The organism is Chryseobacterium sp. C39-AII1 (assembly GCF_039672645.1).
Classification (GTDB): domain Bacteria; phylum Bacteroidota; class Bacteroidia; order Flavobacteriales; family Weeksellaceae; genus Chryseobacterium.
Genome location: NZ_JBDFPQ010000002.1, coordinates 475104 through 498283 on the forward strand (window position 1 = coordinate 475104; position 23180 = coordinate 498283).

Genomic DNA, 23180 nt, shown 5'->3' on the forward strand with positions numbered 1-23180 from the left:
ACTTTTGACAAATTTGCATCATGACAAACGAACAGTATAACGAAGCCGTAGAGTGGCTATTCGTGCAGGCTCCCAACTATCAGATCGACGGACAAAAGGCATATAAACCGGGGTTAGAAAATATCACCAAGCTGTGTGATTTTTTTGGTAATCCGCAGGAAAAAATCAAATGTATCCATATCGGAGGGACGAATGGAAAGGGCTCTTCGAGCAATATGTTAGCATCCGTTCTTCAGGAAGCGGGCTATAAAGTCGGTCTATACAACTCGCCCCACCTAATTGATTTTACTGAGCGTATTAAAGTTAACGGGAAAATGTGTGAGAAAGAATTTGTCTTTAATTTCATTCAAAAGCTTAAAAATTTACCTGAAGATATTCGCCCGTCATTTTTTGAATTTACTACGATTATGGCATTCGAATATTTTGCTCAGCAAAAGGTAGACTTTGCCATCATTGAAGTGGGATTAGGCGGCAGATTAGACGCGACCAATATCATCACCCCTCTGGTTTCAGCGATTACCAACGTTCAGCTGGATCATCAGAACATTTTGGGAGATACGATTGAAGAAATTGCAGGCGAAAAAGCAGGTATCATAAAACCTTATATTTCTATTATTTCAGGAGATGATAATGAAGTGGTGAAAAATATCATCCAACAAAAAGCAGAGAAAGAAAATGCTCCTCTTATTGATGCTACTTTATTAAAAACAGATTTAAAATCTGACTTAAAAGGAAATTATCAGTTAAAAAATATTCGAGTTGTCTTAGCTTTAATTGAAGAATTAAAAAAATTAAATCTAAACATCTCTGAAGAAAATATTGAAAACGGTTTGTCAAATGTTCATAAAAACACGGGATTTATCGGTCGTTGGTTTGAATTTTCACAAAATCCGCTTACCATTTGTGATACTGGGCACAATCAAGCAGGTTTGGAATATGTTTTTGACCAGCTAAAGGCAATTGATAAGCACAAACATATCATTTTGGGCTTCGTGAATGACAAAAAAATTGATGATGTCATGAAATTATTACCCGGAAATTCTGAGTTTTATTTTGCGAAACCAGCCATTAACAGAGGAAGACACCCAAAAGATTATGAGAATTTGCTAATTGATGCAAAAATTTCTTATAAAATTTTCGATTCTGTACAGGAAGCGTATCTTTCTGCAAAACAATCTTCTACAAATGAAGAAATGATTTTTATTGGCGGAAGTAACTTTGTTGTGGGAGAATTTTTAGAAAAAAATTTGGAGGTAATAAAATAAGTTGTATATTTGCACCACTCTAAACGAGGAAACAACAACAAGTCTAGAGGGTTCTTAGCTCAGTTGGTTCAGAGCATCTGGTTTACACCCAGAGGGTCGGGGGTTCGAATCCCTCAGGACCCACAGAAAAGGAAACGAAACCTTTCAAAAAAATTCGGGTTCTTAGCTCAGTTGGTTCAGAGCATCTGGTTTACACCCAGAGGGTCGGGGGTTCGAATCCCTCAGGACCCACAGAAATCTCTCTTTTTTAAGGGAGATTTTTTTTATATTATTTTTTTTATTTCAATTAAAATCAATAATCATTTCTCTACATTTTATTAAATTTGACGTACCAAATTATGTCGAAAGATTAAAATGATTGTACTATGGACATTCTAATGTCGAAAAAGGAAATACTAAGACGCCTGAATACTTTGCGAATAAAACCTGAAGAAATTCAGCAGAGGAAATATGGCGTTTCTGTGAAATATTTCACAAATGATGAGCAAATTCCTTCTAAAAGAGTCGATTATGACATCGTTGTTGATTTACAGATCGAAGGTCATAAAGGTTTTTTAATTCTCAATAAAGAAAATATTTTATACGATCAGCATCCGTCAGATAGCATGAGCGAAATTTTATCTGATGCCATTTCTCGATCGTTCTACCCTATTAAAACTCACATCAACGAAAAAGGAATTTCCAGCAACGAAATTATTAATCATGATGAAATAAAAGAAAGATGGATCAAAGAAAGATCTAAAATTCTGGAAAAATATTCCGGAGCATCTTTAACCGACTTCTTTCTTACTGTTGATAAAAAACTAGACAACAAAGCCAATCTGGAAAAAAATCTTCAACACGATTGGTTTTGGAATTTATTTTTTCATCCCAAATTCATTGATTATGGAGAAACTCGCAAAGCTGAAATACCACTTTATCTGTCTGTAATTCCTTACAAACCACCTTTAAAGTTTAACGGAACTCAAACCATTCATAAAATTCCTACCAATTATCATTCTTTTCAGATTGATTTTCAAAGCGACGAACAAACTGCTGCTGAATATTTCATTCCTAAAAATGGTTTAGCTCAACATTATTTTATGAGTTTGAAAGTGATATTTGATGTGGATCTTTATCATCATTTCCCAATGCATATTCAGGCTTATTTTGAAGTTTACGCTAAAGACTGGAACGGGAATAAAATTTTCGTAAAAAGAATAAATTACACCCAATTTCAAGAAAACACTGAACAATTTAAAGATAAAGAATTAGACAAAAACAGCCCTTTTATCACTGGCGGACTTGTTGTTTCCGAACCTAACAAATGGGGATTTTACAAAAATGAATATGAAAACGACTGGTAAATTTCAATTTGAATAAAAAACACTAATTTTACAACACCACACAAATTATATTAATATGTCTTTGAAAGAGAAAGTAGTACAGGGAGCCTTGTGCCAATGTCAGTTTGGGACTACTCCGGACAAATTAAAGGTACTCACACAGCAGAAATATTTCATCAACGACCTTAATGGAAGTCAAAAACTGGCAGCCACACACAAAGATATCGGAACCACTTTCGAGAAAAATACTTTCGGCTCCTGCAAGAAAAAAAATAACACGCCATGCACCGTTACAGTAACGGAATGGAGCGGTTTTTATGAAAAAGAAAAATATTCTCCACCAGACGGTTATATTTTACTACAAGACAGCAAAGCGACCTGCCCTGTCGGTGGAAAAGATTGTATTAGTATTATGAAAACCGGACAGATTGGAGAACCATCACAAAGTGTTATTCAAAATGCTGATGATGAGCTTCAGTCTCATGTAAACCCGATTATCGATATCAAAAATTATCCTCTCACTTATCCATACGATCATTTAAATGCAAGATAATATGGAAGAAATCAGAAAAGGGATAAGAGCCTGTTATCATGAAATTGACGGGACAAAAGCGTTTACCATCGTTCCGGATTCCGTTATTTATATTTTAAGTGGAAGAAAGCACCGTTTTATTTTAGAAAATGACGCCACAGTTTTAGGCGAAAAAACGACCAACCCAAAAACCACGGTTGCCGAGGCAAAATGGGCTTTTATCTTATCCTATTTATGGGCAGAAGCAAAGAAAACACCTCAAAAAGAAATGCTTCCTTTGTGGGCAGACCTCGGTGGCGGAAAAGACAGTGTAGAATTTTTAGGAATTGATAAACAGTACAAGCAAGGCTCAATATTAGAATTAAATCCGAGCTCTGATGATGTATGGTTGGGAAATTATCATCGAATGGAAGTTTTCAGTCACATCCCTGGAAAAGGTTTATTTTTTCATTTTCTGACGATTGATAAACCACACATTTATCTTGCGTATTTCGACAAACAGAAAGTAGATCCTGAAATCAAAGAATTTAGCCTGAAAGATGGTTATTATTCTTATGGTGAAGTGATTAAATTTCATGTGGCTACGCATATGCTTCCTCTGAAAATCAGCGATCAATATAAAAAACAATACGGAAAAATTGAAGAAGAACCTTCTTTTAAAGATCTTGAAGTAGAAATTCATATTACGGATGAAAATCATAAGGTTTTAAAAGAAGATCCGATTATAAAAGGCAAATTAATTGACTATTCTCCTGCTGTGAAAGATGCTGCCGGAGTTAATATAAGTTCGGGAACCGCCAATATCAGTTATGAATTTCCTATTTTTATAGACCCAAAATGGAAGGATGATATTCATACCAAAGATCAGAAAACCAAAGCTTATTCCGTCAATATTAAAATTACCAATACCAAAACAAAAAAAGAATATACAATAGATCTTAATCAAAACAAGATCAGAAAAGTAGCCCAATCAAAAAGAGATTTTGATGATGTAGACGTTTCCCCGGTTTTTTGGGTAAAATACGAGTCGATGGAAACCGTAATGACCAGAATGGAACAGAAAAAAGCCAATATGATACAATATATCGGTGACATTGATTACAGTATCAGAGAGAAAAATCCCTGCGCCTATTCTAAAATCACGATTAATGATGGTAAAAATGAGTACGAAATTTTTAATGAATATGCCAATCAAAACGGTTCGGTAAAAGATAAATCTCAAAACTGGATCACCGTTATTGCGGGCGATAAAGATGCCAAGGAAATAAAAATTACGGCAAAATATCTCAAAGATAAAGATGCCACACCGGAAAACGTGAGAACCGCGAAAAATGGTTATATGTGCCAAATGATTCTCAACGATGATAAACCTCACAATGGCATAAGAGACGTTTTTAAGATGGATTGGATCGTAGGGCAATACAAACCCTCACAAGATCCCAAATTATTCATGGAAAGGATTTTAAGTTTTGCGAAAGCTCCCGCTCCATCTTCTCCCATGGTTTTTCATCCGTCAAATTCAGACAAAGCTCCGAAACTGGCAGGAAATAAAGCTCCTACCGATCAGGAAATGAAAGGAACTCCGCAGCCTAAAGAAGTTCAGGAAGCCTTTAAAGGAGTTTCCGTTTCAGGAATTCAGGGTTTGCAGGAAGGAACCGATTTTACGATTAATGAAAGCGATGATTCCATTACCTTAAAACTTAAATATCAATACAATAAATCGTACGATGATAAGATTGCCAATTATCTTTACGGGGAACAGGATTATTTATCGAAAGGGCTTTTTAATGATAATTATAAGAATCTTTGGGTTATAAGATATTTAATTAAATTTTTCGGCAACGAGCAGCTTCATCAAACTTACTTTGTTCCCGTTACCACATGCAGATATCCTAATCAGATTGCGGGAATTCGCGTTTTTCCGGATATGAAGTGGGTTTTTAATTTTAATTATAATATTGAAACTCCGCTTTATTACAGCGCAACTACTCCACTTGAGGAATACTACAGTGGGTTCAGCGAAGGAAAAATAAATACCCAAAACAATACTACCCGAAAAGAAATAATGAACAAAACGGTAGATAATCGCCTTCAGCATTATGTGGGACGAAAAACTACCTTTGGAATTTATGTGGAATGTGAAGTAAGCGGCGAAGACGACGTTATAAAACTCGGAAAAGATTTCAACGAAAAATTTCGGAAAATGCTTCAGCCACTGTTTTGGATGGTCAATAAAATTGATGGCGATTTGGGCGTTACCGATGCCCGAAATGAAAACAACAGGCTGCAAAACGCTCCGGGAACTCAAAAAGGATTAATGGCAAGGCTTAAAGCTTTACCGATGAGTTTTGAGCTTAATCCACCAAACATCGGGCTTGGTTTAGCTATCGGACTTGCCGGTTCGGAAAGCGGAAGGCAAACCTACGAGCTTGAAGGAAGATTAATTGCAGACCCAATCATTGGTGCTAAAGTAAAATTGGATATTTTAGCATTGGGAAGTAAATTTAAACCTTGGGGCGCGATTATTGATGCGCTAGACTTGGTTTCATGGCTTGCTAACCTTTTCAGCGGAGGACGTGTGGAAGTGAATTACGAACTGTATTTCGAGCTCTCAGCCTCTATTAAACTGATTGGAGAAGGCTCTGGCGATGGTGAATCTAAACCCGCTAACATCAGATATAATTTTGAAGATCAATCGCTACAGGGCTCATTGGGATTACAGGGAGAATTGAAAGGTATTCTTCACGCAAGTTTTTCACTGAAAATTTATGTGAAAAATGAAAAAAACAAGTCGTTTGAAGCCGAAGAAAATAAAAAGAAATCTCTCGGATTGGGAATAGGAGCCGAAGCAAGCACAAGCGTTACCCTTACTTTGAGTAAAAATTTCGGTAAAAAAGATGATTGGGATGCCGATTTTTATTTTGCAGGAGTTACCTTAAAAGTTTGGGCTGAAGCCGGATATTCCGATAAAACCGATGCAAAATCTGTGAAAATTATACCGGATGCAAAAAGCACCATAAATATTTTTAAAAATAAAGGCGAAGTAAAATGATAAAGAATTTTTTATTAACGGTCGGCTCCTGCACCCTATTTTTTGTGTATTGTAGCAACGAGCAGAAAAACACCGCTGAAAATAATAAGAAAACTGAACAAACGACACCAAAAACAGGAGTAATGAAATCATATTTTTTAAACCACGAAATAAGAAATGTAGATTACGAAATATATATCAACGATTTATTAGTGGGTCAATCTCATGATAATAACGGAGTTCCGGGGCCGTATAAAATCAATCAATATCTTTTTTCAAACGGAAAACAGGAAGTCACTATAAAACTAACTGCCAATAAGCAATATCAAAAAGAAATAACTGCAGATCTTTTAAATGAAATCAGCAGAAATACAGGAATTTACCTTTTACAGAATAAAGATTACGGAAATATTCAGGAGGTAAAAAAACTGGAATTTCCTAAGCTTGAAAAAGGCGTTCCCACGTATGAATTTAAATGGAATTTTGACGCTGATGCAACCCACGGAATTACCAACCTCAACAATTCTGAAGATTTAGCTAAAATAGATAAAGATGAGCTTCTAAAGCAGGTTTCTAATAAATATGACCAATTGAGAAATATGCTTCATACGGGAAATACAGATCAATTCATGAAAGAAATTTCGAAGGCTAAAAATGATTTATTCATTGCCGACGGACTTCCCGAAAGTGAGCAACAGAAATACAATGAAAATCTTAAAAATTATTTCGCCTCACACAAAGACCTTCTCCCCGACTTTAGCAGCTTTACAATGAAAGTTTTAGGGCACGGACGAGCGGTGGTTTTAGAAAACATTGATCATAATAAAGGAATGGGTGTTTTAACGGCTGAAGACAAGCAACAAGGCCTATTAAATTCAAATTACATAATTTTGCATAAGCCAAAAGGTTCCACATCTTTTGAAGTTTTCAGATACAGCAGTTCGTTTTCTGAATTAAAATAAAACTTTAATTAATTATCATTAAATAAAAGTGAAACAACTATTTGCCTATTTAATTTTATGTTTGAGTTTCTCAACCATTCAAGCTCAAAAAGTAAAAAAAACAACCATACCGGAAGTCGTAAAACCTGTAAAAACAACAGACATTTATTTTGCAAATAATGCAACGTACAGCTATTATATTGATACCAAAAGCATCAATATTATTAAGCCCAAGCAAGTTTATTTAAAGATTTTGATTTTCGAAAGCAATGAAAAAGCTTTTCTCGAACTTTGCTCTCCGAATAAGCAGATAAAGTTGATTGATCAGGATATTAAAAAGTCTCATGTACAATATGATACAAAAGAAATAGAACTGGATTCTGAAATTAAAAACGGAGTAATTACCTTAACTAATCCGCTCGATAAAAAGAAAATAACATTAAAAATCAACAGATCCGGCGAATATATTAAACTCACAGACCTCAAAACAAAAGAAGTTTATATTGCTGAAGAAAAACAGAAAAATCTTCCGGCAAAAGCAATAAAGTAAAACCTTTCACAATTGAAAGGTTTTTTATTTAAATTTTATCGATAATCTTTTGAATATTAAGCTCTTCAAGACAGGCCCAATCATCACGATAGCATTCTTTATCTCCAAAAACAGAACATGGTCTGCATGTAAGATCTTTAACCTGAACGACGTCATTATCACTTTGTCCAAATCCTAAAAACCCGGCAAAAGGATGTGTTGCACCCCAAACAGAAACACATCGGGTTCCCACAAGACTCGCTAAGTGCATATTCGCAGAATCCATAGAAATCATCACTTCCAGTTCAGAAATGGTCTGAAGCTCTTCTTTAAGGCTTAATTTACCTGCTAAACTTTTCGTATTTGGGATCATATTTTCCCATTGTTCAAGCGTTTCTTTTTCAGCTTTACCACCACCAAAGAAATAAATAGATTGTTTTTGAGCCAGAATTTTTACCAGCTCGAAAGATTTATCCAAAGGCAACATTTTTCCTTTATGTTGGGCAAAAGGAGCAAAGCCAATTCCTGATTTTTCAACAGATTTTGGTCTTAATTGATGAGAAAGCTCAACTTTATAGCCCATTTCGCGAAAAACATCGGCATAACGTTCAACTGTTTTTTTTAACTGAACTTTATCCAGATTCCAAACATCAGTAAGTTTTTCTTTTTCTTCCTTTCCTTTATTGATTTTAAAAACCTTTAATCCTTTTCTTCTGTAAATTTTATCTAAAATTTTGGTTCGAATCACATCATGCAGATTAGCGATAAGATCGGGATTAAATTCTTTAATTAATTCATTAGACAATCTTCTTAATCCAAAGAAACCTTTATAATCATCAAGGTTGATTCCTTTGAATATAACATTCGGAATATCAGCGAATAAATCCTCAAAATTACTTCGGGAAACCATAATAATTTCCACGTCCGGATTTTGTTCTAAAAATTCACGAAATACAGGCGCCGTCATGGCAACATCGCCAAAAGCGGAAAATCGATATGCTAAAATTCTGGTCACGACTAAGACTTCAGCTGATAAGCAACTGCATAAAATTTAATTTGCTTGGTCATCGCCATCAAACCGTTGGCTCTGGAAGGAGAAAGAAACTCCTGCAATCCGATTTCGGCAATAAATTCGAAATCAGAATCTAAAATTTCCTGAGTAGAATGCCCGCTGTAAATACTTACCAGAAGAGAAACAATTCCCTTTGGCAATATACCGTCAGAATCTGCATCAAAAAATAATTTTCCATCTTTAAATTCAGCATCAATCCAAACTTTACTTTGGCATCCCTTGATCAGGTTTTCGTCTGTTTTCTTATCTTCCGAAAGGCCTTTCAGCTCTTTTCCAAGGTCGATAATATATTCATATTTCTGCTCCCAATCGTCAAGAAACGCAAATTCGTCGATAATTTCCTGCTGTTTTTCTTTAATGGTCATTTCTATACTTTCTTTGTGCAAAGATAACCAATTTAAAAAAGATAATTTAATTTAGATTTACTACGAAATATGGATTATCTTTCTTCTACTTTTTACCCTGTTAAATATATCCGCAGCAAGTGTCTTCCCGTAGGGATCTAAGCATAGTATTAGAAAAAAGAACGGAAAGATTCAAGCCTAGATGCTTTCAGCATGACAAACTTGATCAAATAATTTAAAAAAATTAAATTAAACAGAAGCTCGTTCAAAAACCTCAAGCAGCTTCACTTCTTCATTTTCCCAACAAAGTTGATTAGCCGCTTTTTCAAGTTCAGGCAGATAGTTTCTTCGTCCTTTATTTAAAACTTTCTTTATTGCTTCTGCTATATTTTCAGGTTGATGATCTTTTATCATTTCGCCAACATCAAACTGGTTTTTAATATTCTGCAATTCAGTAAGATTTGACAAAATCAACGGCACTCTGGACTGAATACAATCTAAAACTTTATTTGGCAAAGAATAAAAATAGCTTTCTCCCCCATTCTCTTCAATGCTCATACCGCAATCGGCTGAAGAGGTGATTTCGCGTAAATTTTCAGGTTTAAATTTTCCTATGAACTGAACTTTATCCTGAAGGTTTTCCTGAATAACTAATTCCTGATATTCTTCTTTTTTAGGCCCAAATCCAGCAATTTTAAATATTACATTATCTAAATGATGCATCGCCAAAATCGCCTTATCAATCCCCCGAAAAGGGTTGATTGCTCCCTGATATAAAAGAATTTTCGGATTGTTATCGCGAATTTCATCTTTGAATTCAAATCTGCGAGGCGCATTCTGAACCACAATTGGATCTACATGATACTTTTTTTTGAACCATTTTGCATAGCTTCCACTGGCCGTAATCATGAATTTCATGTCAGGAATGAGCTTTTTTTCCAGGTAACGCCACAATTTTTGTGACATTTTGCCCTGAATCGCAGGCATTTCCGAAAAAATTTCATGACTGTCGAAAACTAACGGAATATTCAGCTTTTTAGCAATCAAATAATTGGGAAGTAAAGCATCAATATCATTGGCATGAAGAATCGTGTTTTTATTTGCTTTTTTCTTTAATTCGTGGTATAATTTCCAGTTGAATTCGAAATAAGCAGTTTTTAAACTTTTGGAAATTAATTTAATTCTGGAAAAAGAATAGGGTCGCGACATTTCTTCGGCGCCATTCCAGTCATTTCCGATGAGATCAATCTCGTAGCCGTTTTCATGTAACGTTCTGCAAACCTTCTCTATACGCTGGTCTGTGTATAAATTGCTGAAAGCAGAGGTTATAATTTTTTTTCTTTGCATTATTTCTTTTTAGCCAACAAAAGGTGGTAAATCTGAATAAAGCAAATTAATCCGTTCGGAATAATGATCGGCCAAAGCATTCCGCTGAAAATACCATATATGACAAAACAGATACAACCCACCATATTCACAATCCTGATTTTTCTGATATCTTTCAATATGAAACTCAGTACAATGAAAAGTGAAGCGGAATATCCGACATAGGTAGCAATTTCGGGATTCATGAGAAATTTTTAAAAGACAACAAACTTAATCATTTTCAATAAGATAATAAAATTTTTTCTGCCATAAAGTCATTTATTGATTTTTGGTAAAATATTTGTAATTTAGATAATGAATAAATGGCAATGTTGCTTTTATTCTAATGAGATATATTATGGATTATAAGTTTTCACAAGGTTTGAGCCAAGTGTTCAAACAAAGCAAGAGCGAAGCGAAAAGGCTCAAAAGTGAATTTCTTAATACAGAACATCTACTTTTAGGTATTATAAAAACAGAAAACTCTGCAAAAGAAATCCTTCAAAACCTTAATGCGGATTTAACACAAATCAGAAGAAAAATTGAAACTTTAAATACAGCAAGTCTTAGTCCTATTTCTGAGGAGGTTACCAATATTTCTTTCACAAAAATGGCAGATCATGCTATTAAACGTGCAGAGTTAGAATGCAGACAATATAAAAGTAATGAAATTAATACCGTTCATTTGCTTTTAGGCATTCTTTATAAATATGAGGACCCTACTTCAAATATCTTAGGAGCTTACGACATCGATTATGAAGGAGTTTCAAGAGAATATCAAACAATGCTTAAAAACTCAGGAGAGTCGCCACAAATGAGCGCGTATGACGATGATGATGAAAGAGAGGAATTTGAGCAAATGAGAAAGCCTACAGGAAATTTAGGTTCTGCTAAAAGTAAAACGCCAACTTTGGATAACTTTGGTAGAGACTTAACTTCTTTGGCAAGAGATGGGAAATTAGACCCTGTAATTGGTCGTGAAAAAGAAATTGAAAGAGTTTCACAAATCTTATCACGTAGAAAGAAAAACAACCCTCTTCTTATTGGGGAGCCGGGAGTTGGTAAATCTGCGATCGCGGAAGGTTTGGCATTAAGAATTCAACAGAAAAAAGTGTCGAGAGTTCTTTACGGAAAACGTGTGATCACTTTGGATTTAGCAAGTTTAGTTGCCGGAACAAAGTACCGTGGTCAGTTTGAGGAAAGAATGAAGGCAATTATGACCGAGTTGGAGAAAAACAGAGATGTCATCTTGTTCATTGATGAGCTTCACACGATTGTTGGTGCAGGTAGTTCAACAGGAAGTTTAGATGCTTCGAATATGTTTAAACCTGCTTTGGCAAGAGGTGAAATTCAATGCATCGGAGCTACAACTTTGGACGAATACCGCCAATACATCGAGAAAGATGGTGCTTTGGAAAGAAGATTCCAGAAAGTAATGGTGGAACCGACTTCTATCGACGAAACGATTCAGATTTTAAATCAAATCAAAGATAAGTATGAAGAGCACCACAATGTAATTTACACTCCAGAGGCGATTGCAGCGTGTGTCAATTTGACATCAAGATATATTACAGACCGTTTCTTACCAGACAAAGCGATCGACGCGATGGATGAAGCCGGATCTCGTGTTTATATTAAAAACATGAAAGTTCCTACCGAAATCATTGATTTTGAAAAGAAAATCGAGGATATCAAGGAGTTGAAGCAGAAAGCAGTAAAAGCTCAGGATTATCTTGAAGCAAGAAAACTGAAAGATGAAGAGGAAAGACTTCAAATGGAATTGAATTCTGCTCAGGATAAATGGGACAAAGATGTGAAGGAGAAAAAAGAAACCGTTTCTGAAGAAAATGTAGCGGAAGTAGTTTCTATGATGAGTGGTGTTCCTGTAACGAAAGTTGGTAAAAATGAGCTTGATAAACTTGCCGGAATGGATAATAACCTGAACGGAAAAGTAATCGGTCAGGAAGATGCTGTGAAAAAAGTTGTTAAGGCAATTCAAAGGAACAGAGCGGGTCTTAAAGATCCGAACCGCCCGATTGGTACGTTTATCTTCTTGGGAACAACCGGAGTTGGTAAAACGGAGCTGGCTAAAGTAATGGCAAGAGAACTTTTCGAATCTGATGAATCTTTGATCAGAATCGATATGAGTGAATATATGGAGAAATTCGCAGTTTCTAGATTGGTTGGAGCGCCTCCGGGATACGTTGGATATGAGGAAGGCGGACAATTAACGGAGGCCGTAAGAAGAAAACCATATTCAGTTGTTCTTTTGGATGAAATTGAAAAAGCTCACCCAGATGTATTCAATATCTTATTGCAGATCTTGGATGAAGGGCACGTTACAGATAGTTTAGGAAGAAAAATTGATTTTAGAAATACAATCATTATCCTTACTTCAAACATCGGTACAAGAGATCTTAAAGATTTCGGAGACGGTGTAGGATTCGGAACGAACGCGAAAAAGACCAACACAGACTCTAGAGCAAGAAGCACCATCGAGAATGCCCTTAAAAAAGCATTTTCACCAGAATTCTTAAACAGAATTGATGATATTGTGATCTTCAACTCTCTTGAAAAAGAAGATATCAAGAAAATTATTGATCTTGAATTAAATAAGCTTTACAGCAGACTTGAAAAATTAGGATATAAAGTAGAATTGACTGACGAGGCGAAAGATTTTATTTCTGAAAAAGGCTGGGATAAAGATTTCGGAGCGAGACCATTGAAAAGAGCGATTCAGAAATATATTGAAGATTTATTGGCAGAAATGTTGGTAAACAAGCAATTAAATGAAGGAGAAACTGTAGTTCTTGATCTGAATGAAGCGAAAGATGCTTTGGCAGGAAAAACTTCAAAGCCGAAGAAATCAGCGGCTGAAAAGTCTTCTCAATCATAAAATAAATAATTTAAATCATAATAAGAAAGCATCGGGATTTTTTCTCGGTGCTTTTTCATTTTTAGCAGATATTTAATTTATTTTTTCACGAAATAATGATTAATTAAGAAAAATAATTAACTTTATTGAACATTAAATTAACAATATCATGAAAATGAAAAAAACAGTTTTACTTTTTAGTATTTCGGTACTAAGCATTATCTCTTGTGCAAATGAGTCTACTTTAGCCACCACGGCTACTCCACAGCTTACAAAGCCGGAAGCGGTTTCAAAATTCAACGCAGCTATTAAAAAGGTGGCAATGATAAAAGATCCTGCTCCTTCAATGCCAAAAACCTCAGCAGAATTAAGCGATGAGAAAAAAGATATGCTGATTCCTGCCGCAAAAGAATTAATTGCTTCTACAGGAGTTTCTTCCGCTGAAATTGAAAGACAAACGAACAACGACAGAGAAAAGATCTTAAAATGGGCTGTTCAGGTGTATGGTGAGTACAACAAAAAAATAAATCAAAACTATCAATCTGCAAATTAAGTATACCATGAAAAAATTATTTTTATCTCTTGCCGTAATTTTATCCTACAGTATTTCGGCACAAACCACTCTTCCTCCATCAGGATCACTTTATATTCAGAATTATACACCACATTATGTAGGATATGTAATCTGGAAATCTAATTTAGGAAGCCCTGCTACAGGGTGCACTCCAAATCTGGAAGCTAGAAATATATCCAACGATCTGATGATGTTGAAACCAACCATAAACGCAAGCACTCCGAGAGAAGCGAACTATGAGTCTAATATGAATACTGGCTTTACAACAAATCCTACTTTTCCGGATACTCCTTTAATTGAAAGAGTAAATATCAATGCTAATTTCAATCCTCCTTATAATACTGGGCCCACAACTATTATTGAGCTATTCAGCGGGGTAACTACTTGGGCGGGTATGAAAATTGGCATTACAAACACTTCCGGAGTTAATATCGGAGGATATTATTTTTTAGGTGCTAGCTGTGGAACTTCTACCATAGTGACCGATTTTTCTGCTTATACCAATCCTGCAGTAAATGCTTCTTATTTTGCATTTGGAGGAGCTGATTGGGCAGTATTTTTCTAAAAGTTTTTATTCAACAATAATTTAGGTAATGGTCGCAAACTATTACCTAAATATTTTAATCACAAAACAAATTAGTATCATGAAAAAAACAATTTTTCTTGTAGGTATTTCTTTACTTACTATTTTATCGTGTGCAAATGAGTCTACTTTAGCCACCACGGCTACTCCGCAGCTTACAAAGCCGGAAGCGGTTTCAAAATTTAACGCAGCTATCAAAAAGGTGGCAATGATAAAAGATCCTGCTCCTTCAATGCCAAAAACCTCAGCAGAATTAAGCGATGAGAAAAAAGATATGCTGATTCCTGCCGCAAAAGAATTAATTGCTTCTACAGGAGTTTCTTCCGCTGAAATTGAAAGACAAACGAACAACGACAGAGAAAAGATCTTAAAATGGGCTGTTCAGGTGTATGGTGAGTACAACAAAAAAATAAATCAAAACTATCAATCTGCAAACTAAGTATACCATGAAAAAATTATTTTTATCTCTTGCCGTAATTTTATCATACAGTATTTCGGCACAATCTAATATTTACTTTCAAAATTATACTCCGTACATCATGGAAATGAATATTTTTAAGACCAATCAAGCTAATGTTGCAGGAGGATGTACGCCAAATTGGGATGGCAGAAACAGCATTACCGGGTTATTACCTCTCAAAGAATCTCCGACAGGTGGCGCTACCTCAACGGATGCATTTTATGATTCGGATTTAAATTTATCAAATACTTTTAATCCTATGTATCCGCAAACGCCACTGATTGATAGATGGATTCTTAATGCAGATTATGCAAATCCTTACATTTTACCCGGTTCTACAATCCCTGCAAGCAGTTTAGCAGCAAAAGATTTGGGAATGAAATTTGGAGTAAAAGATCCGGTGACGGGAACAAATGTAGCAGGATATTTTCCTTTAGGATATGTTAACTGTGGAGCATTACCCCTCCTTAATACAGCAGCCTATACAACTCTTTTTAATAGCTCTTATTTCACTTTTGGAGGTGACGAATGGGTTATCTTTTTTTAAAAAATTTTTATTCAACAATAATTTAGGTAATGGTCGCAAACTATTACCTAAATATTTTAATCACAAAACAAATTAGTATCATGAAAAAAACAATTTTTCTTGTAGGTATTTCTTTACTTACTATTTTATCGTGTGCAAACGAATCTAATTTAGCAACAACCGCTACTCCACAACTCACAAAACCTGAGGCAGTTTCAAAATTTAATGCCGCGATTAAAAAGGTCGCGATGATAAAAGATCCGGCTCCTTCGATGCCAAAAACCTCAGCAGAATTAAGCGATGAGAAAAAAGATATGCTTATTCCTGCTGCAAAAGAATTGATTGCTTCAACGGGAGTTTCTTCTGCAGAAATCGAAAGACAAACCAATAATGACAGAGAAAAGATCTTAAAATGGGCTGTTCAGGTGTATGGTGATTATAATAAAAAAGTAAGTCAAAATTATAAATCTGAAAACTAATATATCATGAAAAAATTACTTTTATTAGCAGTTCTATTCATTTCTTATGGCTTATCTGCACAAACAAACCCTGGAGACTTATATATTCAAAACTACACCCCACATTATATTGAATATTTTATCTGGCGTTCAAATTTATCAAATACCGCAGGTGGCTGTGCTCCTAGATTAGAGCCAAGAGCCGCCACAGGAGGGCTAATGAGATTATCCTATTCTACAAACCCTGGATACACTTCAACCGACGCTCTGCATGAATTTAATGTAAATACTACATTTTTTCCAAGTACTGCGTTTCCGACAACACCCGTCATTGGAGCCTGGATTTTAAATAGTACAACTACTTATACTGCACCAACTCCTATCCTTAATACATTTAGTAATGTAACGTCTTATCACGGGGTAAAATTCGGAGTACAAGATGTAAACGGGGTGAATATTGGTGGATATTATTCTTTAGGACAAGAATGTGGAACGCCTATTATTCCCGATTTATCGTATAATCCGAGTGCAGTTATCTCAGGAACCTTTTTTGCTTTCGGAGGCGCCAATTGGATGATATTATATTAAAGTTTCATTGAGTTTTTAAAAATCCATTAAAAAATATTCAAAATGAAAAAAATATCTTTAATAGTAGCCTGCATATCGTCTTTATTTACATTGGCACAATCTACAGGAGATTTTTATATTCAGAATTATACTCCTCACTATATTGAGTTTTATCTTACTAAATCTAATTTAACGGATCCGGCAACCAATTGTTCACCTACGTTAGAAGCCAGAAGCCCTACAAATGGGTTGCTGCAGTTATCTTACTCCCCAAGCCCAAGTATAATATCTACTGATGCATTGTATACAGCAAATGTAAACAACACTTTCGCTACAAGTACAGCTTTTCCTACTACTCCGGTAGTTGGCAGCTGGATTGTTAATTCTAATTACGCAAGCCCTTATTACTCACCAAACCCAATTCTTAATACTTTTAGTAATGTAACAACTTATCACGGGATAAAGTTCGGAGTAAAAGATGTCTACGGAGTGAATATTGGTGGATATTATTTTATGGGAGAAGGCTGCAACCTGCCTACCATAACAACAGATCTGACCTATGACCCAGCAGCCGTAATTGAAGGATCTTATTTTAGCTTTGGAGGAGCAAAATGGGTTGTACTTTATTAATATTTAAATTTTGCTGGATCATTTTCTTCTAAGAAGAAAATCTTTAAACAACCCCGAAAAAAATATATTTCGGGGTCTTTATTTATCTATTTAAATAATTAAAGCCCAACTACAAACCCAATATTTGGAATCAATCCGCTAGATAAAAAACTTGAATTTTCTTTATACAATACATTATACATTACTCCTATCTGCATAAAAGAGTTATTGCCAATTCTTTGCATATAACCACCTCCGAGATATAAAGCCGTTTCTTGTTCATTAATCTTATAATCGTAATATTTATCTTTATAATTGATGAAATACTGCTGAAGATTCGCCCCTACATAAAAAGATCTTGCAAAGTAATAATTAACAAACGGCCCTACTCCAAACAAAGTAGAACGGTAATAATCAGAAGTTTGCCAAGAAACACTTCCCAAAACTCCGGCTTCCAGATCATTAGTCAACCTGTAACCTACTCTCGGTGACGCAGATAAATTAAAAGCACTGTTGCTTCCAAAACCTACCCCGATACCACCTCCGAAAGTCCAGCGATTGTTATTTTCAGGAGAAGCGCCAATAGCAACCTGAGAAAACACGGCTCCAGAAATCATTAAGAATAAAAGAATAATAAACTTTTTCATATTAAATTGTTTTTATCGATGTTTAAAATTATGGTTTTTTTACGAATTTAATTAATTGTATTTTTGCGGCGTCAAACTAAGAACTCCCGTTAAGAGTTTCGTAAAATTGAAATACAATGAAAGTAGTAGTAGGCCTCTCAGGAGGTGTAGACTCGAGTGTAACAGCCTATTTGTTACAGCAACAAGGTCATGAAGTTGTGGCTTTGTTTATGAGAAACTGGAATGATGCTTCGGTAACGTTAGAAGACGAATGCCCTTGGATTGAAGACAGTAATGATGCCTTAATGGTCGCTCAAAAGCTTGGAATCCCTTTTCAGGTGATCGATATGAGTGATCTTTACAAAGAAAAAATCGTAGATTATATGTTTGATGAATATCAGAAAGGAAGAACTCCGAATCCTGATGTTTTGTGCAACAGAGAAGTAAAATTCGATGTTTTTATGAAAACAGCAATGTCTTTGGGTGCAGATAAAGTGGCAACCGGGCATTATGCAAGAGTAGATTCAACGATTGATGAAAATGGTAAAGAAATTTTCCATCTGTTGGCAGGAAAGGATAATAATAAAGACCAGTCGTATTTTTTATGTCAATTAAGCCAAGATCAATTATCTAAAGCATTATTTCCGATTGGAGAATTAACAAAACCTCAGGTAAGAGAAATTGCAAAGGAAATCGGATTAGTAACGGCTGATAAAAAAGATTCTCAAGGGTTGTGTTTTATCGGAAAAGTAAGTCTTCCGCAATTTTTGCAACAACAATTAGTTCCTAAAGAAGGTGAAATTGTAGAAATTTTTAAAGATTCTCCCCTTTTTGCACAAGAAAAACCTGAATTTTCTTCAAAACAGGAAGAATTAGAATTTTTAAGTCAGAAAATCAATTATAAAAAGACGGACGGAAAAGTGATCGGAAAGCATCAAGGTGCTCAATTTTTTACGATCGGACAAAGTAAAGGATTAGGAATCGGCGGCCATAAAGAAAGCTGTTTTATCATCTCCAGAGATATGGAAAACAATATTCTTTTCGTAGGAGAAGGACATCAGTTTCCGGGATTATTAAAAAGAGCCTTGAAAATCGATAATTCTGAATTGCACTGGGTTCGCGAAGATTTAAGATTGAAAAATGGCGAATCGATGGAAGTAATGGCAAGATTCAGATACAGACAGCCTCTGCAGAAAGCGACTTTATATCAGTTTGAAGATGCTTTTTATGTAGAATTTGAAGATCCACAATCTGCCATCGCGGAAGGTCAGTTTGCTTCGTGGTACGATGGTGAAGAATTGTTGGGAAGTGGTGTTATCGCTTAGTTTTAGCATTATTTGTCATTTTTGATGACAAACTTTATAATTTAAACGTCATAGGTTTTTGAAACTTATGACGTTTTTTTTATATACTGTTGAAAATTTTCAGAATTAATATTCAAATTAATCAAAATTCATTACCTCTTCCAACGTCTTCATGTATTCGTAAGCTGTAAGGTCGAATTTCACAGGAACAATTGAGATATATCCATCTGCCAAAGCCGTTTCATCAGCATCCGGAGATTCATCCATATTGTTGAAATACCCTGTTAGCCAATAATATTTTTTACCGTGAGGGCTTAATCTTTCTTCAAAACTTTCTTCCCATTTGGCATGAGCCTGTTTGCAAACCTTAATGCCTTTAATCTCCTCTTTCGGAAGTTTAGGAATATTTACATTCAATACAATACCTTTAGGCATCGGTTTTTCCAAAGTTCTTCTAACGATCTTCTGAATATAGTCTTTTGCCTGAGTAAAGTCTGCTTCCCAGCTGAAATCCAATAAAGAAAACCCAATCGCCGGAAGGCTTTCAACACCAGCTTCTACCGCAGCAGACATCGTTCCTGAATAAATCACATTAATCGAAGAATTCGCTCCGTGATTAATTCCTGAAACTACAATATCCGGTCTTCTCGGTAAAATTTTATCCAAAGCCATTTTCACACAATCAACCGGGGTACCGCTGCATGAAAAATCGGTTTGGGGACCTTCTAACTGTACTTCTTCGTAACTTAAAGTAGAATTTATGGTAATGGCATGACCTTTTCCGCTTTGTGGAGAGTTGGGTGCTACCACTACTACGTCTCCGATTTCGTTCATAAAACTGATAAGATTTCTGATACCCGGTGCTGTAATTCCGTCGTCATTAGTAACCAGAATAAGTGGTCTTTCCATAGAAATAATTTAATTTTAACAAATATACAATTTTCGAATATATGCTTTAATATTTAAGTTTTAAAGTAACTTTTTTGAAAAAATGGAACATAATACAACAATATTATCATTCTTTTTCTTTTTGAAAGCTTACCACTTCATACTCATCATTTGAACTATATTTTTTACAACTTTCATCATTGAATAATTCTGGTTCTTTCAAAAAATCTTCGATATATTTTGCACTTTCTTCCGTCTTTATCGGAACAATGATCACATGGAAATTTTTTAAAACATATTCATCTGCGTTTTTCACGGCATCTTTTTTATACTTTTTTGCTTCTGTAAAGTTCATGATCTAAGTGTTTATAATTATTTTCGGTAATGAATAAATTATACCATTCACCTTGTTTTTACAAAAATTATAACAATTTTTCAGTTGAAAAAAGATATAAAAACTTCTATAATAAAAAATCTTAAAAGTACCTGATATTTATAAATAAGGTATTAAATTTGATAGTTTGTAACAGTAAATTAAAAATTACTACTAATTAAAATACTTTTAAGAAAAATAATAAAAATACATTACAGATTTATGTGGAAAAATTTTAAGCTAAATAAATTTTTACTCCTAATTCCATTAACAAGTCTAATGTTTTGTTTCAACTCGCCAAAGAATGATGACGAAAAGATGCAGACGATAATGGTGAGCGTAAAAAATACACTTTCTTATTTACATTATAGTCCGAAACCGATAAATGATGCCTATTCGAAAGACGTTTATAAGCATTATTTTGAGATGGTGGATCCCGCAAAAAGATACTTCCTTCAGTCTGATATGGACGAATTTGGTAAGCACGAAACCAAATTGGATGATTATCTGAATTTGGGAGATCTTACATTCTACAAACTGACAATCGACAGATTGTATCAGCGTGTGGATGAGATTGATAAGATCACTCAGGACATTTTCAGCAAGCCAATTAATTTGGAAGAAGATGAAACATTAACTCTTGAGCCAAAGCTGAAAAAAGTACCTGCCAACAAACAGGAGCAGTATAACGAGTGGAAAAAATTCATCAAATACAATATTCTTCAGGAAGTTGAATCGATGAACAGCAAGGAAGAAGCTCAGAAAATTAAGAAAGATTCGGTTCAGAAATTCAAATTAAAAGATACAATTAAATATCAGCCACTTTCTCCAGATCAGAAGATTAAAAAAGCAACTGACGAGGTGAAAGATCTTGTAAAAGAAACATTTACGAGATTCAAAAAGAGAAAGAAAATGGATTGGTTCACGGTGTATATGAACTCTTACACTGAAGTTTTTGATCCGCACACCAACTATTATTCTCCAAAAGACAAGGAAGATTTTGACACTCAATTCGTTGGGAAGGTAATTGGGATTGGTGCTATTATCCAGGAGAAAAAAGGAAATCTTTTCTTAGGTGCATTAACAATCGGAGCACCGGCTTGGAAATCGAAGCAGCTTTCGGAAGGTGATAAAATTTTAAAAGTAAAATCTAAACCAAAAGAAGACGCTGTAAATGTGGTAGGAATGCTTTCTGATGAAGCGGTACGTTTGATCAGAGGTGAAAAAGGAACACCTGTTACTTTAACAGTTCAGAAAAAAGACGGAACCATAAAAGACGTTACCATGATTCGTGAAGAAGTTGCTATCGAAGATACTTTCGCAAGAAGTATTGTAGTGAATTCTCCAAACGGTAAAAAATATGGTTTCATTAATTTACCAAGTTTCAACGCAGATTTTGAAAACCCTAACGGAAGAAATGCTTCCGATGATATTAAAAATGAGATCATTAAGCTTAAATCTCAAAATATTGAAGGGATTGTTTTAGACCTTAGAAATAATGGTGGGGGTTCACTAACGGAAGTTGGGGACATCATGGGATTATTCATGAATGCTGGACCGTATGTTCAGGTAAAAGACGGAAACGGAAAAATTCAAACCTTAAAGAATAAGCAGGAAACACCAATCTGGACTGGGCCTTTGGTAATTATGCAAAACGAACTTTCGGCTTCGGCTTCTGAAATCTTGGCTGGTGCAATGCAAGATTATGGTAGAGCAATGATTATCGGTTCGCCGCAGTCTTTCGGAAAAGGTACCGTTCAGACGTTTGTTGACTTAAACAGATTCTTAAATACAGAAGATGATTTCGGATCTTTAAAACTAACGATTCAGAAGTTCTATAGAGTGACGGGAGAATCTAATCAGAGAAAAGGTATCGTTTCTGACATTCAGATGAAAGACTTCTTTACGTATGCTGAAATCGGTGAAAGATATGATGATTTTGCATTGGCTTGGGATAAAATTCCTTCTTCAAAATTTGATAAATTAAATATTTTCAACGCAGTAGCTCTAGAAAAAGCAAGTGCTGCGAGAATGGCGAATAATAAAAATTATCAGTTATTGCTGGAGTCTGCCCAATGGAGAGAAAAACTGGACAAAGAAGAAAGCATTACTTTGAATATCAACAAATTCAATCAGGTAATGAAAGACAGAAAAGCGCAAATTGAAAAATTCAAACCGTTGACTAAATTTGAAAACGGACTTCAGTTTACGATGTATCCTGCCGAAGTTGAAAGAGAGAAAAAAGATGAAGCCTTCAAGAAAAAATCTGAAATCTGGGTAAAAGGTCTTAAGAAAGATCCTTACCTTCAGGAAGCGATGAATATCGTTGCAGACATGGGCGCAAAGTCTTAAAAACATAGAAAAACAAAAAAACCGCTGACATTATGTTAGCGGTTTTTTTATGAAAAATCGTCAGATTATTTAATCTCAACACATCCCACTCTTCCTCCTGCATTACCCGTAGGCTGCGTATGAAAATCGTCTGCTGCTGCGTGTACAATAAGACCTTTTCCGATGATGTTTTTAGATTCATCTGTACATCCAAGACACCATTTATTGGTTTTAAATGTCAAAGTAGCTACCCCATTTTGATCTGCCACAAGGTTTCCGATATCTCCCATGTGGAAATGTTCAGCACCCCATTTTCCGTGATCGTTTTTCGACGGATTCCAGTGTCCTCCGGTAGAAGTTCCGTCAGCTGCAGAGCAGTCTCCTTTTTCGTGAATGTGTACTGCATGAATTCCCGGTGTCAAATTCGTTACATCCAGTTTCATGATAACTTCATCTCCTTTTTGAGTAAACTTTGCCGTTCCTCCGGTCTGTGTGTCGCTTTTAGATAGCACCTGATATGTGTTTGTCGTTCCGCAAGAAACAGCAAAAAGCGCACATCCCGCCAATAATGCTAATGTTTTACCTTTCATTTTTAAATGATT

General features: G+C 35.1%; 24 protein-coding genes and 2 tRNA genes. 18 read left to right on the forward strand and 8 right to left on the reverse strand.

The features are described 5' to 3' along the window. The first annotated feature begins 20 nt into the window (after window positions 1-20). From ABEG63_RS05025 to ABEG63_RS05060, 8 genes are all read left to right on the forward strand, one after another. Window positions 21-1265: a folylpolyglutamate synthase/dihydrofolate synthase family protein gene (locus tag ABEG63_RS05025; protein WP_346583433.1), complete on the forward strand. Its 1245-nt coding sequence runs from the start codon at window positions 21-23 to the stop codon at window positions 1263-1265. A 48-nt stretch (window positions 1266-1313) separates the two neighbouring features. Next, window positions 1314-1388: transfer RNA gene (locus ABEG63_RS05030), tRNA-Val, on the forward strand. Between the two features lie 33 nt (window positions 1389-1421). Next, a tRNA-Val gene (locus ABEG63_RS05035) sits at window positions 1422-1496 on the forward strand. Window positions 1497-1630: 134 nt separating this feature from the next. Beyond that, the gene (locus tag ABEG63_RS05040; RefSeq protein WP_346583435.1) at window positions 1631-2611 is read left to right on the forward strand and encodes a hypothetical protein; all 981 of its coding nucleotides are present in this window, start codon (window positions 1631-1633) and stop codon (window positions 2609-2611) included. Between the two features lie 55 nt (window positions 2612-2666). Next, window positions 2667-3143, forward strand: a complete 477-nt coding sequence (locus ABEG63_RS05045) for a DUF4280 domain-containing protein (RefSeq protein WP_312392925.1) — start codon at window positions 2667-2669, stop codon at window positions 3141-3143. A 1-nt stretch (window position 3144) separates the two neighbouring features. After that, window positions 3145-6174 (forward strand): hypothetical protein, encoded by a 3030-nt coding sequence (locus tag ABEG63_RS05050; protein ID WP_346583437.1) that lies wholly within the window; start codon window positions 3145-3147, stop codon window positions 6172-6174. Next, the gene (locus ABEG63_RS05055) at window positions 6171-7115 is read left to right on the forward strand and encodes a hypothetical protein (RefSeq protein WP_346583440.1); all 945 of its coding nucleotides are present in this window, start codon (window positions 6171-6173) and stop codon (window positions 7113-7115) included. The genes ABEG63_RS05050 and ABEG63_RS05055 overlap by 4 nt, the downstream gene beginning before the upstream one ends. A gap of 28 nt (window positions 7116-7143) precedes the next feature. Next, window positions 7144-7644, forward strand: a complete 501-nt coding sequence (locus ABEG63_RS05060; protein WP_346583441.1) for a hypothetical protein — start codon at window positions 7144-7146, stop codon at window positions 7642-7644. A 28-nt stretch (window positions 7645-7672) separates the two neighbouring features. On the opposite strand, the gene ABEG63_RS05065 is transcribed toward ABEG63_RS05060, so the two are convergent. From ABEG63_RS05065 to ABEG63_RS05080, 4 genes are all read right to left on the reverse strand, one after another. Beyond that, window positions 7673-8638 carry a glycosyltransferase family 9 protein gene (locus tag ABEG63_RS05065; RefSeq protein WP_346583444.1) on the reverse strand — a complete coding sequence of 322 codons (966 nt, stop codon included), beginning with the start codon at window positions 8636-8638 and terminating at the stop codon, window positions 7673-7675. Between the two features lie 2 nt (window positions 8639-8640). Further along, entirely contained in the window at window positions 8641-9060 is a 420-nt protein-coding gene (locus tag ABEG63_RS05070; RefSeq protein ID WP_225687539.1) for a SufE family protein, read from the reverse strand. 228 nt (window positions 9061-9288) lie between these two features. Continuing rightward, on the reverse strand, window positions 9289-10386 hold the full coding sequence (locus tag ABEG63_RS05075) for a glycosyltransferase (protein ID WP_346583446.1): 1098 nt from the start codon (window positions 10384-10386) through the stop codon (window positions 9289-9291). Further along, on the reverse strand, window positions 10386-10610 hold the full coding sequence (locus ABEG63_RS05080; protein WP_267403573.1) for a uroporphyrinogen decarboxylase: 225 nt from the start codon (window positions 10608-10610) through the stop codon (window positions 10386-10388). Before ABEG63_RS05080 ends, ABEG63_RS05075 begins: the two co-directional genes overlap by 1 nt. 152 nt (window positions 10611-10762) lie before the next feature. On the opposite strand from ABEG63_RS05080, the gene ABEG63_RS05085 reads away from it, so the two are divergent. The 8 genes from ABEG63_RS05085 to ABEG63_RS05120 all read left to right on the forward strand — a co-directional run bounded on the left by ABEG63_RS05085 (window position 10763) and on the right by ABEG63_RS05120 (window position 17077). Beyond that, window positions 10763-13300: an ATP-dependent Clp protease ATP-binding subunit gene (locus tag ABEG63_RS05085; RefSeq protein ID WP_312392944.1), complete on the forward strand. Its 2538-nt coding sequence runs from the start codon at window positions 10763-10765 to the stop codon at window positions 13298-13300. 154 nt (window positions 13301-13454) lie between these two features. Beyond that, a complete protein-coding gene (locus ABEG63_RS05090; RefSeq protein WP_346583449.1) occupies window positions 13455-13832 on the forward strand; it encodes a hypothetical protein in 378 nt (125 codons plus the stop codon). Between the two features lie 7 nt (window positions 13833-13839). Then, a complete protein-coding gene (locus ABEG63_RS05095; RefSeq protein ID WP_346583451.1) occupies window positions 13840-14418 on the forward strand; it encodes a hypothetical protein in 579 nt (192 codons plus the stop codon). Window positions 14419-14497: 79 nt separating this feature from the next. Further along, a complete protein-coding gene (locus ABEG63_RS05100; protein WP_346583453.1) occupies window positions 14498-14875 on the forward strand; it encodes a hypothetical protein in 378 nt (125 codons plus the stop codon). Window positions 14876-14882: 7 nt separating this feature from the next. Continuing rightward, window positions 14883-15443, forward strand: a complete 561-nt coding sequence (locus tag ABEG63_RS05105) for a hypothetical protein (protein WP_346583454.1) — start codon at window positions 14883-14885, stop codon at window positions 15441-15443. An 80-nt stretch (window positions 15444-15523) separates the two neighbouring features. Beyond that, window positions 15524-15901, forward strand: coding sequence for a hypothetical protein (locus ABEG63_RS05110; RefSeq protein WP_346583456.1), 378 nt, complete (start codon window positions 15524-15526; stop codon window positions 15899-15901). A 6-nt stretch (window positions 15902-15907) separates the two neighbouring features. After that, entirely contained in the window at window positions 15908-16468 is a 561-nt protein-coding gene (locus ABEG63_RS05115) for a hypothetical protein (RefSeq protein WP_346583459.1), read from the forward strand. Window positions 16469-16510: 42 nt separating this feature from the next. Beyond that, a complete protein-coding gene (locus ABEG63_RS05120) occupies window positions 16511-17077 on the forward strand; it encodes a hypothetical protein (RefSeq protein WP_346583461.1) in 567 nt (188 codons plus the stop codon). Window positions 17078-17175: 98 nt separating this feature from the next. Here ABEG63_RS05120 and ABEG63_RS05125 read toward each other — a convergent pair whose 3' ends face one another. After that, complete coding sequence (locus tag ABEG63_RS05125) at window positions 17176-17703, reverse strand: hypothetical protein (RefSeq protein ID WP_346583463.1); 528 nt, start codon at window positions 17701-17703, stop codon at window positions 17176-17178. Window positions 17704-17819: 116 nt separating this feature from the next. Here ABEG63_RS05125 and mnmA point away from each other — a divergent pair, with 116 nt between their 5' ends. Then, on the forward strand, window positions 17820-19007 hold the full coding sequence (gene mnmA, locus ABEG63_RS05130) for a tRNA 2-thiouridine(34) synthase MnmA (RefSeq protein WP_346583465.1): 1188 nt from the start codon (window positions 17820-17822) through the stop codon (window positions 19005-19007). A 117-nt stretch (window positions 19008-19124) separates the two neighbouring features. Here the strand turns inward: mnmA and surE are convergent, their stop codons facing one another. Continuing rightward, window positions 19125-19895: a 5'/3'-nucleotidase SurE gene (surE, locus tag ABEG63_RS05135; protein ID WP_346583466.1), complete on the reverse strand. Its 771-nt coding sequence runs from the start codon at window positions 19893-19895 to the stop codon at window positions 19125-19127. Window positions 19896-20001: 106 nt separating this feature from the next. After that, on the reverse strand, window positions 20002-20229 hold the full coding sequence (locus ABEG63_RS05140; RefSeq protein ID WP_346583468.1) for a hypothetical protein: 228 nt from the start codon (window positions 20227-20229) through the stop codon (window positions 20002-20004). Window positions 20230-20469: 240 nt separating this feature from the next. Here ABEG63_RS05140 and ABEG63_RS05145 point away from each other — a divergent pair, with 240 nt between their 5' ends. Beyond that, window positions 20470-22599: a carboxy terminal-processing peptidase gene (locus ABEG63_RS05145; RefSeq protein ID WP_346583470.1), complete on the forward strand. Its 2130-nt coding sequence runs from the start codon at window positions 20470-20472 to the stop codon at window positions 22597-22599. A gap of 65 nt (window positions 22600-22664) precedes the next feature. Here ABEG63_RS05145 and ABEG63_RS05150 read toward each other — a convergent pair whose 3' ends face one another. Beyond that, window positions 22665-23168 carry a superoxide dismutase family protein gene (locus ABEG63_RS05150; protein WP_267403597.1) on the reverse strand — a complete coding sequence of 168 codons (504 nt, stop codon included), beginning with the start codon at window positions 23166-23168 and terminating at the stop codon, window positions 22665-22667. Between the last annotated feature and the right edge of the window lie 12 nt (window positions 23169-23180).